This is a genomic window from Vibrio sp. 10N.237.312.B06 (assembly GCF_041464685.1).
GTDB lineage: Bacteria > Pseudomonadota > Gammaproteobacteria > Enterobacterales > Vibrionaceae > Vibrio > Vibrio tasmaniensis_A.
This window is the reverse complement of the sequence record NZ_JBFSPI010000025.1, coordinates 48,093-59,683: the sequence shown is the minus strand read 5'-3', so window position 1 is coordinate 59,683 and position 11,591 is coordinate 48,093. Positions and strand designations below refer to the sequence as shown.

General features: G+C 43.3%; 8 protein-coding genes and 1 pseudogene. 2 read left to right on the top strand and 7 right to left on the bottom strand.

Features of this window, described 5'->3' with window-relative positions:
- Window positions 1-1,050 (top strand): annotated as a pseudogene (locus AB6C75_RS09255) (IS3 family transposase); the annotation flags it as partial.
- Between the two features lie 163 nt (window positions 1,051-1,213).
- Here the strand turns inward: AB6C75_RS09255 and AB6C75_RS09250 are convergent.
- The 5 genes from AB6C75_RS09250 to AB6C75_RS09230 form a co-directional block, all read right to left on the bottom strand.
- Window positions 1,214-3,358: a GGDEF domain-containing protein gene (locus AB6C75_RS09250; RefSeq protein ID WP_017096236.1), complete on the bottom strand. Its 2,145-nt coding sequence runs from the start codon at window positions 3,356-3,358 to the stop codon at window positions 1,214-1,216.
- Between the two features lie 319 nt (window positions 3,359-3,677).
- Window positions 3,678-4,427, bottom strand: a complete 750-nt coding sequence (gene pstB / locus AB6C75_RS09245) for a phosphate ABC transporter ATP-binding protein PstB (protein ID WP_009845819.1) — start codon at window positions 4,425-4,427, stop codon at window positions 3,678-3,680.
- An 83-nt stretch (window positions 4,428-4,510) separates the two neighbouring features.
- On the bottom strand, window positions 4,511-5,374 hold the full coding sequence (gene pstA, locus AB6C75_RS09240; protein WP_012600195.1) for a phosphate ABC transporter permease PstA: 864 nt from the start codon (window positions 5,372-5,374) through the stop codon (window positions 4,511-4,513).
- 64 nt (window positions 5,375-5,438) lie between these two features.
- Complete coding sequence (gene pstC, locus AB6C75_RS09235; protein WP_009845821.1) at window positions 5,439-6,368, bottom strand: phosphate ABC transporter permease subunit PstC; 930 nt, start codon at window positions 6,366-6,368, stop codon at window positions 5,439-5,441.
- A 124-nt stretch (window positions 6,369-6,492) separates the two neighbouring features.
- Window positions 6,493-7,314: a phosphate ABC transporter substrate-binding protein gene (locus AB6C75_RS09230; protein WP_009845822.1), complete on the bottom strand. Its 822-nt coding sequence runs from the start codon at window positions 7,312-7,314 to the stop codon at window positions 6,493-6,495.
- Between the two features lie 464 nt (window positions 7,315-7,778).
- Between AB6C75_RS09230 and AB6C75_RS09225 the strand changes: the two genes are divergently transcribed.
- The gene (locus AB6C75_RS09225) at window positions 7,779-9,422 is read left to right on the top strand and encodes a methyl-accepting chemotaxis protein (RefSeq protein WP_009845824.1); all 1,644 of its coding nucleotides are present in this window, start codon (window positions 7,779-7,781) and stop codon (window positions 9,420-9,422) included.
- A gap of 189 nt (window positions 9,423-9,611) precedes the next feature.
- Here the strand turns inward: AB6C75_RS09225 and AB6C75_RS09220 are convergent, their stop codons facing one another.
- Both AB6C75_RS09220 and AB6C75_RS09215 read right to left on the bottom strand, forming a co-directional pair.
- Entirely contained in the window at window positions 9,612-10,505 is an 894-nt protein-coding gene (locus tag AB6C75_RS09220; RefSeq protein WP_017101005.1) for a lipase secretion chaperone, read from the bottom strand.
- Between the two features lie 39 nt (window positions 10,506-10,544).
- Window positions 10,545-11,486 carry a triacylglycerol lipase gene (locus tag AB6C75_RS09215; RefSeq protein WP_012600192.1) on the bottom strand — a complete coding sequence of 314 codons (942 nt, stop codon included), beginning with the start codon at window positions 11,484-11,486 and terminating at the stop codon, window positions 10,545-10,547.
- Window positions 11,487-11,591: the final 105 nt, after the last annotated feature.

Genomic DNA, 11,591 nt, shown 5'->3' with positions numbered 1-11,591 from the left:
ACATGGTCAACTAGATTGGTCTAAAGGAATAGAACAATCGAGAGCGTTAGGAGCGACTATGTCAAACTCTTCCTCAACTCAAACCCCAGAGCAACGAATCAAAGAACTCGAGCAGCAATTAGAAGAAACTCAGCTCAAAGCTGAGTTCTTTGAAGCGGTTGTAAAAGTCATGGATCGAGATTTCGGTGTCCGAATCTCAAAGAAGCGCAAGGCCGAGTTATTAAGGAAAAAACGGTCAGAAAGTTGACCGTCACTAAAGCTTGTCACTTCATAGGTATTACACGACAAGCTTTCTACAAGCGCTGTGTTGCAGAAATTCATCAGACAAAGAAAGATGAATCAGTACTCGGTTTTGTGAAGGAGCAAAGGATGATGCACCCTCGTATAGGAACTCGTAAGATCAAGTATTTACTTGCTCAGAACGATATTGAAATAGGGCGAGACCGCTTATTCTCTCTGCTGAGAATGAATCGATTATTAGTGCAGAATCGAAGGGCTTATCATCGAACCACAAACAGTAATCATCGCTTTTACTGCCATCCGAATCGTGTCAAAGAAGGCTTAATACCGGAAAGACCAGAGCAATTATGGGTTGCCGATATTACTTATCTAGCAACGCGGCGTGGTAGTACTTATCTCAGTTTAGTGACGGACGCTTACTCAAGAAAAATCGTGGGCTATCACATAAGTGATGATATGAAAGCTCGCACGGTCAAGCAGGCCTTTTTAAACGCGTTGAAAGAACGGAAGAATACAGGTGAGCTTGTACATCACTCAGATCGAGGTGTTCAGTACTGCTCTGTTGAATACCAAGAGTTGCATCGACAGTATGATGTATCTTGCTCAATGACTGATGGCTATGACTGTTATCAGAATGCGTTGGCAGAGAGGATCAACGGAATACTGAAGATGGAGTATCTGTTGAATAAGCCTAATGATTTAGATGAAGCAAAGAAAATGGTCGCCGAATCAGTAAAAATCTATAATGAATATAGGCCTCACACAGCTCTAAAATACAAAACGCCCGATGAAGTACATCGAGCGTTTTAGTCAATCAAGTGTCAACCCATATCAGGACGGGTCAGGTGTTCTAAGTAAGCAGAAAGCTAATTAGGCAGAAAATCTAAGTAAAAAAAAGAACGAAGCCGTGATGACCACATTGTGATCATCACGGCTTCAGTCGTTTTTGAGAACGGGAAAAACAGATACCACACTAAGTCAGTGTAGCCGCAACTTTTCTTCGCTTCATAGCCGAGACAACTCTATTTCGCCCTGAATCTTTCGCCTTATACAAAGCCTTATCAGCCTTGCCATACAACAAATCAAAATCGAACTGGCGCTGATCCGAAGTTATCGATGCATAACCCACAGATGCGGTTAAATATTGGCTAGTGCTACTTTTACAATGGAGAATTTTTGCATCTTCAATACTTTGTCGAATCGACTCTGCACGCTGCTTTGTTGTTGTGTGATTGGTACCGATCATCAACAACATAAACTCCTCACCGCCGATACGGCAGAAGGTTTCTTGATCACCGTAAACATGAGTGCTCAGTATCTTGCCAATGGCACGTAAAGCGACATCCCCCTCAGTATGGCCATAGACACTGTTGTACAAACCAAAATGGTCAAGATCGACAAGAATTAACCCAAAGGTGACCTCATTCTGCGTAGCAAATGCACCGTGTTCCTCACAATTCAGATCATCTAAAACTTGTGACAGCATACGGCGGTTACCAAGACGAGTCAGCGGGTCGAGTTTAGAAATTACATCGAGCTGTTCATTCGCATTTTCAAGCTCTTGAGTTCGCTTGCTAACCTCTTGTTCTAGGGTTTCATTGAGCTTTTTGATCTCTTCTTGCGCCATGGTTCTTTGTAAGACTTCAGCAAGGCTAGAGGCGAAGATACGTATCACTTCACGCAGTTGTGAAGTTAAAGGGCTTCGTGTTAGCAAATTATCCGCAGCGATAAACGCAATCGGAACGCCTGTATTTGTGGTGAGCATTGTCATTGCCGTCCAGCCAACCCCGACAATATTGTAATCATGATAAATAGGGACCGATTCTTCAAAAGCGACTTGGTTAGGGTAAGTACGAGCTGCAGACACAATGTCACGCTCTACCAGCTCTGATCGATAATAAGACTCATCGACAATATCGCCTTTTATATCGGTACCCCAAGTACCTTGCATGTAACTGCAATTTTTATCGGTAAGGAAAACGGCTAATCGATCAATGCCTAAATGCTGAATAGCAAAACTGACGGCGGACTTACACACAGCACTGACGCTATCGCAGCGAGACAACTCAACCATACTCGAATGCAGCATTCGGATGTTCAGTTCTTGGCGTTTACGAATGTATATCTGAGACAGCAGAGAGCCGAACGATTCAAGCATCTGCTTTTGGTAATTGGTGATTGGCGAGCGGTGAATGTAGTTGTCCATGGCAATCCAACCTACGGGTTTATCCCCTTCACGCAAAATAAGCATGCCATTCCACCCTTGCCCTACAACCTTACCTTCAGTGTAGAGTGGAGCCTGTTCAATAACGACCAAGTTAGTGTGGTTGTCAGACAATGCCTCGATATATTCCGATTCAAGCTGATGCAGGTCATATTGAGTGTGATGTTCGCTGTTTGTTTTTCCTAGTTCATCGGTGCCGTAGGTGCCACTAAAACAACGTTTTTTCATATCAAGCAACATAAATATGGCGCGATCAAAACCAAGTCTATCGCGTACCGCCTCTACCGATGCTTTGTAGAGTGCATCCAATGATTCAGGGTTCGAGAGCTCTAACGCCACCTGATGAACCAATTTCATATTCTCGACAAACAACTCTCGAAGCTTAATTTCATCAAGATATTGCGCTTCACGTGTATCCCTATGCTTAATCTCGATAGCTGCATTTTTTTCTGCGCGAATACACTGCCAGCGAGCCGCCGCTAATTGAAGGCCATCCAGCCCTTGGTCAAAGGTTTGATTAACTTTTTCTGCGATGCAATTTTGAATAATTAAATAAGTTCTACAGGCTGGGGCGTTGTCGAGCATCATGATGAACGACTCTCCACCAAGCGCTTTACTGTGATCCCACTTGCACGTATTGAGCGACATCGGTAACACACCGTCTGCAGTGTCGAACTGTGAAACCCATGGCCAAAATGTTGAAGGGTAATGATCAAGAGAGGTTAATTCACCGTAGGAAAACAACGGTAACGAGTCGCTTTCTGGTATTGGCTCTGAAAATATTCCGATCCCTTGGGGACCAAGCATTTTAATCAGGTAGTCAAACAGAGACTCAGCCAATAAACGGTGGTCACGCGTAGCAGATATCTGTTTTGCAAAGGCTTTAACATGCACGGCGTTGATCCATTGGCTAATAAGAATAACGCAAAAATACAGAAGCCTTGATATGCAATCAATGTAACTAAAAATGAGATGTTAAGTGGGTCGCAATTTGACCTTTTGCATTATCACAAGCATGAGAAGGACTACAAAAATGGGATTTCCTGCCCAAAATTTCGTCGACATGTGATGCTTTTTAACAGCATAAAAAAGCCCCACCTAAAGTGGGGCAAAACTTCCATCGCTTATAGTTATAGTGATAATTCTGTAAATCGAATCGATTATCTAACCTGCGTTTCAGTTAGTGGTATTGACCACGTTATCGATTAAGCAATTAACCAAAGTCACCGTTTACATAACCTTTAGTGCGATCATCTTTTGGTTCGCTGAAGATAACGCTGGTTTCGTTGTGCTCTACAAGCTCCCCCATTAGGAAGAAAGCCGTACGGTCGGAGATACGACGAGCTTGCTGCATTGAGTGCGTTACGATAACGATAGTGAAGTTCTTCTTCAGATCTTCCATCAACTCTTCTATTTTATGAGTCGCAATTGGATCAAGAGCTGAAGTAGGTTCATCCATCAAAATTACGTCAGGTTGCATTGCGATGGTGCGAGCAATACACAGGCGCTGCTGCTGACCACCAGACAAACCGAATGCGTGTGCTTTCAAACGATCTTTCACTTCATCCCAAAGCGCCGCGCCGCGAAGTGAACTTTCAACCACTTCATCAATGTGCTTTTTGTCTTTGATCCCTTGAGCACGTAGTCCGTATGCCACGTTTTCATAGATGCTCATTGGGAATGGGTTTGGCTTTTGAAAAACCATGCCGACTTTAATACGTAGATCAGCCACATCGATATTGCCGTAGATGTTATCGCCATCCATCTCAAGAAGGCCGGTGATTTTTACACCTTCAATAAGATCGTTCATTCGGTTCAAGCAACGTAATAGCGTTGATTTACCACAACCCGACGGGCCAATCAAAGCGGTCACTTGGCGCTCTGGCACGGGTAGGTTGATTGATTTAAGCGCTTGGTTTTCGCCGTAAAAAAGGTCTAGGTCTTTAATATTAAATTTGTTCATATTCGTAATCTCGTAATCTCGTAATTCGTCAAAGTCTGTACTGTTTTTGTTTTAGGAGCTCATTTGGCTCTAGAAAACCCTGCTTAGTAAGTTGCAGTATTAAAACGTCTTGCGATCAACTTCGTGAGTGTGTTGATCAGCAGTACAAGAACAATCAGTACTGTTGCTGTGCCGTATGCTTGATTCCATTCTTCAATGGTAAATAGCTCAGTCGTTAACTTATATAAGTGAACGGTTAATGTACGGCCAGAATCCAATAGTGAATCTGGGATACGAGCAACCATACCTGCGGTCAAGAATACTGGCGCTGATTCACCAATAACACGACCAATACTCAGAATAACTGAAGTGATAATACCCGGCATTGCACTTGGTAGAATCAAACGCCAGATTGTGTAGATTTTAGAAGCACCTAAACCATACGATCCTTCGCGATAAGTTTGAGATACCGCCATCAATGCTTCTTCAGTAGTACGTATAATCACTGGAAGAATCAAGATACTCAGTGTCAACGCGCCCGATAGGATAGAGAAACCTAAACCTAAAATAGCCACGAAAAATGTCATACCAAACAAACCGAAGATGATTGACGGAATACCTGCTAATGACTCGGTACAAAATCGAATGATCTTAACTAAGCGACTGCCTACTTTTGCGTATTCAGTCAGGTAGATTGCCGTCATGATACCCAATGGCGCCGCAACCGCAATCGAAGCAATAACCATGTAGATGGTCGAGATGATCATCGGAAAAATGCCGTGCTCATCGCCCGTTCGCGTGTAGTCATCCGTGATGAAATTCCAATCAACGTGCTGTAAGCCGTTTGAGAGGATGTACCACATAATCCAGAACAAGAAGCCCACCGTTAACGCGGCAGCAGCCCATATAAAACCACTCAGAACGGCGTCTTTACGTGCGCGGGCTTTCTTTAACGCGATTTTATTCATCGTCTTACCTTGCAAGTTCGTAGGGTTAGCTTGAGGTGCTACGTTATTTTCTAAAGACATAATGTTACCTCGCCTTCTCACGGTTCAAGTAAAGGAGAATTGCATTCAGAGACATGATGAAAACAAGGAGAACAACACCCGTCGCATATAGCGCACTTGCGTGAATACCACTCGCGTAAGACATTTCAATCGCAATGTTCGCGGTTAGTGTACGCGCTGAATCTAAGATACCTTCAGGCATTGCAGGTGCATTACCCATCACCATAATGATTGCCATCGTTTCACCAAGAGCACGGCCAATACCCAAAATTACGCCCGTCATAATGCCTGAGCGAGCAGCCGGAACGAGCAACTTAAAGATGGTAAAGATCTTTGAAGCACCTAACGCTAAAGAACCTTCTTTGTACGTTCTTGGTACAGCACGGATTGAGGTTTCAGAAACCGTAATTACCGTCGGAAGGATCATCACACCCAGAACAATAATACCCGCCAAAATCGTGTTACCCGCAGGCACTTGAAATACGTTTTGAATCAGGGGAACGATAATAACGAGACCGAAGAAGCCGTAAACTACCGAAGGTATACCCGCTAGCAATTCGACAGCAGGACGAATGATGTCCGCCAGACGCTTTGGCGCGATTTCAGCAATAAAGATTGCCGTTAACACACCAATCGGCACACCGACCACTACTGCACCTAATGTCGATACGACAGATGCCACAATCATGGTAGCAACACCGTAAAGTGCTGGTGGTAGCCAGTTCTGTCCTAGCACGATGCCCGATAGGCCCGCTTCCTGGAACGCAGGGATACTTTCTCTAACGATGAAAAAAGCAATAACAGCAAGGGATACGATGCCGATGATTGCGCTAGTAAGGAATAAGCCGTGAAAAATACGCTCTTTCCAATCTACACGCTTCTTTTTACGTAAGCCGCGTTTCAGTTGAGTCGCTTCGCTATTCATAAGCTGTTCACTATTCGTTGCGATGGTCATAACAAGTCTCACATATCGAAATCCTTAACACGCTGTATAAGCGTACGGATTAACTCGAAGTGGGATAGAAAAGGCTCAGCCTGAAAAGGTAGGCTGAGCAATATTTAATTAATTGAGATATAGATTAGTTAACTGAGATGTAGCCTTTGTTCTCAACAAGAGATTGAGCTTCGTCAGTTAGCATCCAATCTAGGAACTTTTGAGTTTCAGAAGAAGGCTTACCTTCTTTGTAAAGTACTAGGAAAGGACGAGCTACTTTGTAAGAACCGTTCTTAACGTTGTCTACAGATGCTTCAGTACCGTCAATTGCAAGCGCGTTTACTGAGTTATCTACTGTACCTAAAGAGATATAGCCGATTGCGTAAGGGTTAGATGCAACCATTGTTTTTAGTGCACCGTTACCGTTAGCAACTTGAGCACGTTGAGAGATTGCTGATACTTTCGTGCCAGAAATCTTCATTTTAAGAGACATGATGTCTTCGAATGCACCGCGAGTACCAGATGCTGTATCACGAGTGATTGCTACGATTGGCTTGTCCGCACCACCAACGTCTTTCCAGTTTGTTACTTCACCTTTGTAGATAGCCGTTACTTGCTCAGCCGTTAGACCGTCAAGACCATTCTTAGGGTTAACCACGACTGCGATGCCGTCACGAGCAACCACTTCTTCAACTAGTGTTGTTTCTTTCTCGCTATCTTTAAGGTTACGAGAAGACATACCTAAATCTGCACTGCCGTTCTTCGCCGCTTTAACACCAGCAGACGAACCAGGGCCTTGTACTTCGATAAATACGTTTGAATTCGTTTTCATGTATGTTTCAGAGAAAACTTCCATCAGTGGCGTCACGCTGCTTGAACCAACTGCTGAAATAGTTTCTTTAGCTGAAGCTGGAGTCACTGTTAGTGCACCTAAAAGAGCGATTGCACCGATAACTGTCTTTTTCATCACAAATTTCCTTAAGTGGCGTTATTGCCGTTGTGTTTAACTTGAACGGTGCCCACTTTAGAATCTGAATGTGACAGTTGTGTTTCATTAAATTGAAGCCTATATGACAGCTGACATTTATTTTCGTCTTTTTTCGTGTCAAATAACCTTGAAGCAATAAGTTTAAATAACTCATAAACGTTAAACACTTATTTCAATCTATTTAACCCAAATCGTTCAACATTCCACCAATACCGAATATTACCAATTACCACACACCAAACCATAACGGAAAAACCATAGAGAAATAAAGAAAAACGCTCATTTTGCACAATAAATAACCGTAATTTATCAATTACCTATCGCATATATCTAAATCGAATGTATTACTGATTGAATTGTCATTCTCAGTAGTTAGAATCACGGGATAATTATAATAAAAGCAATTGCATCGGCTCATTTACTTATTTATAGAGGGACAATTCATGCGCCAACTTCTCAGTGGCTTATCAATTAAAATACAAATTCTTATTCCAGTACTCTTTTCCGTCGTATTACTTTTGACGGGTGTCATCATCGGTGGTGACAAGCTGGAAAACGCATTTAAAGATGTATCAACAGCAACAGATCAACTCATTCTACATAAAGAAGAACTCAGCGAAATCGTCGACAATAGTTACGGCATGCGCATCAAAGCAATCTATAGCTTGTTCAACCCTGATGATGTAAACACACTCGTTGAAACGCTTAATCAAAAACGCGATCAAAACTCACGCCTACTGAGCTCATTAGACACAGTGCCAGGTATGCAAGATGAAGTCGCAGCAATGAGCAAAGCGATGGACCATTACGTTAACTTTTCACGTAATACCATGCTTCCCCTGTTAAAAGCAAAACACGGTAATTCAGTGCTAACTTCTGACTTTGATACTCGTTACCAAACGGCAATTGACCAATACCGCCATGCAGGTAACGAAATGGTAAAAGCAATCGACAGTCTTTCTAAAAAGCTAAACTTGCTTGCTACTCAACAAGTCCATACCAATGGTCAGCAACACACTAGCACCCTAAATACTGCGACTATTGGGCTTTTAGTGATTCTTTCTATTGCTCTTGTTATTAGCTGGACACTGGCTGGCATCATTGTTAAACCAATCAACAATATTCAGGCAACCATGCGCGAAGTAGCAAAAGGTAACCTGCTAGTAAAAGCCGAAGAACATGGAGACAATGAGATCTCACGTCTTGCGCAAGACGTAAACAAATCCGTTGAGCAATTGCGTGACACGGTAAGTTCACTGTCTCGAATCAGCATCGAAGTTGCGTCAGCATCGACTGAACTAGCTGCTGTAATGACACAATCAAGTGCGAACTCAGACCAAGAGAAGCAAGAAGTGGAACAAGTTGCTTCTGCCGTGAATCAACTTGAGAGCACAGCAGCAAACGTCAACGAAAATGCAGTACAAGCCGACTCCGCGTCTAAGCAAGCTGACGAAATGGCGACACACAGCATGAGCTTGTTTAATGAAAGTAACCAAGCAAACGAGCAAATGGCGATTCAGCTTAGCGAAGCTGCGAACGTTGTTGGCACGCTAAAAGAGCACTCAGAGAAGATTGGTAATGTCATTGAGGTTATTCAAAGCATCTCAGAGCAGACTAACCTTCTTGCGCTTAACGCTGCCATTGAAGCCGCTCGTGCAGGTGAAAGCGGACGTGGTTTTGCGGTTGTAGCTGATGAAGTGAGAATGCTAGCAGCACGTACACAAGATTCGACCAAAGAAATCCAAACCATCATTGAAGGCTTGCAGGTTCAATCTGGAAACGCGAATGAGAGTATGAGCAGTTCGCTGTCTATGTTGGAACATAACCAGACTCTTTCAGGTGAGGTAAGCTCTGCACTTTCAGGCATTGCGAACTCAGTAACGGATATCACGGAGATCAACACTCAGGTCGCCGCTGCTGCAGAAGAGCAAAGCCAAGTGACTTCAGACATTAACCGTAATATCTCAAATATCTACAGCTTAGTAAGCCAAAATGTAACAGGCATTACCCAAGCAGCAGCAGCAAGCCACGAGTTATCAAACCTCGCTGAACAACAAAAGCAGCAGTTGGGCTTCTTTAAGGTTTAAGGAGTAAGGTTTAAGGGCGAATAAGCTTTAAGGTTCAAGCTGTAACGGCTTATGGTATAGGCTCTAGGATACAAAATTTAAGCCTTAAACTGTAAGCACTTACTTAGCATGTACAGATTGCAGTAACCGTCCTTCATTATTAAGCCAACTATTGAGTCATCAGTAGTTGGCTTTTTTAATTTCTGGAGATTACTGATCGCTCTGAGCAGCTCTGATTCTTTCAATCGCTTCTACCCTTCTCAGCTGTTGTGGCTGAAAATGCGTAGTCCGAAGCTGTGCGATAGTCTCTTGTTGCTCAATTTCAGAGAGTTCGGAGTCATTCAAAATGTCATTTCGTTCAACAAAGTAAATTTCTAAAGCTCCATCAAAGTCCGCCCTTTGTTGATCAAGCGCTTCGAGCCTCTGTGTCGCTTCTTCTCCGACCAGTTCGCTTCTTTTCAAGTATTTACCTTGTTCGTCTAGACCTTCTGAACTGGATAGCTGTGGGAGTAATACCTGATTTTGATGACTGGCTTGAACGTAATCTGGCTGTTCAGATAGATAAGACTCAAGCCTTTGCTGATATTCTGACTCGTCTAGCCCTTCTTGTTTCAGAAGTAACTTTTCTAAAGCGATTTCCCTCATTCTGTTGTCATGGGTAAACAAAATACTTATCTCGCTCTCACTGAAAAACTGTGCTTGAAGATCGAGGAGAGCTTGATTCAGTGCACGTAAGTCCTCAGCGGATATAGAGGTGTTGTCGAATTGCACGTCTAATGCTGTCAGTGCCGCCTTGTACTCAAGATACTTGGCAAACAGTGCTTCATCGACAATCGTAGCTTGTGATTGCTCGTGGTGTTTTGCCACATTGTCGCGAATATCTTCGAGGGTTAATTCTGTATTGCCTGACACGAAATATTCCATCATGTCTTTAGCTGACGCACTATCGATTTCGGTATCTTGTTGAGAGCTAACCTTCAATGAAGAAGCGCTTTGTTCGCTGTTATTATATGAACTTGTATCTTCCTTCTTTAGATATAAAAAGACCGCCGCTGTACTCATCAGGGCTATCGTGGTTATCGACAAAATGGCGATCTTTTTCATCATACTTTCCTTATTCTCTTAATGAACGGTTAGTGCTACCTAAAGGCCGGCCAACTTCAATCGATTGGCGTGCTGACGATATAAGGTCACTGGATCGGTCTCAAAAAGATGGTGGATACCCAATAGTCCATTGATCTCGTCTAGGTGATTCATTTTGTAGTCATCACCAATCACTTTGCCCAAATGCGCGCTACATGCTCCCACTAACCCGTCATTAGGTTCATTAAAAGCTAAACCAAGGATTGTCATCGCTCCGTCGGTAGGATCAAGAAGGTTGGTAAAAGTGGAAGAGCCTGTCCATGAATAGTAATAGACACCGTTGTTTGCTTGCCATTCACCATCACCACACTCAGACGTTGGCACGCCTTCAGGGTAAAACTGATTGAATGCAAGCGAACCTTCAGTGGTCAACGCTTCAAGAGACGCAAGGCCATCTTGATCAAGATCCGTTCCACCAGATAATAGGTTGATAAGCGCCGTCAATCCACCAGCCAATTTAACCGCGATACCTTCTGAAACTGACCCTTCAGATACCGTCCCGCGAACAAGGTCTGCCACTTTAGATCCTTTATGAACACCACCAATGCTCGTCACCGAAGCAACAAGATCAGGTCGAACCGATGCGACATAGCGCGCAGTAGGACCACCGTGACTATGACCGACTAGATTCACTTTACTTGCGCCTGTCGCGGCTAATAGCGTCTCGACTTGAGCGAGTAACTGTTCACCACGAACTTCGGAACTGTTGGTAGCTGAAACCTGAGCAACGTATACGCTCGCACCATCTTTTGTTAGAGACTCCGGTACGCCATAGAAGTAATCCACGCCTGCTAATGTATCGAAACCAAACAAACCGTGTACCAGCATAATAGGGTATTTCGTTGCAGTGTATCCGCTGGTTTCTAATGCTGATGCGCTTGTTCCGGCATAGACGCCAAAACTGGATAGGCAGGCTATCGTCCAAATTAATATCTTTTTCAATGCTCTTTCCTTAAACAGATTAGACCTCTGATGAGTAAGGAAACCGTAGATGATGATTTTATAAAACAAAAAGTAACAACTTGATATTTGTGATATTGAACTTGA

Bases quoted from the DNA above. Each gene is read 5' to 3' on its own strand.
- AB6C75_RS09230 (WP_009845822.1), bottom strand. From the start codon at position 7,314: ATGAAAAAGACAGTTATCGGTGCAATCGCTCTTTTAGGTGCACTAACA.
- pstA (WP_012600195.1), bottom strand. From the start codon at position 5,374: ATGAATAAAATCGCGTTAAAGAAAGCCCGCGCACGTAAAGACGCCGTT.
- pstB (WP_009845819.1), bottom strand. From the start codon at position 4,427: ATGAACAAATTTAATATTAAAGACCTAGACCTTTTTTACGGCGAAAAC.
- AB6C75_RS09225 (WP_009845824.1), top strand. From the start codon at position 7,779: ATGCGCCAACTTCTCAGTGGCTTATCAATTAAAATACAAATTCTTATT.
- pstC (WP_009845821.1), bottom strand. From the start codon at position 6,368: ATGACCATCGCAACGAATAGTGAACAGCTTATGAATAGCGAAGCGACT.
- AB6C75_RS09220 (WP_017101005.1), bottom strand. From the start codon at position 10,505: ATGAAAAAGATCGCCATTTTGTCGATAACCACGATAGCCCTGATGAGT.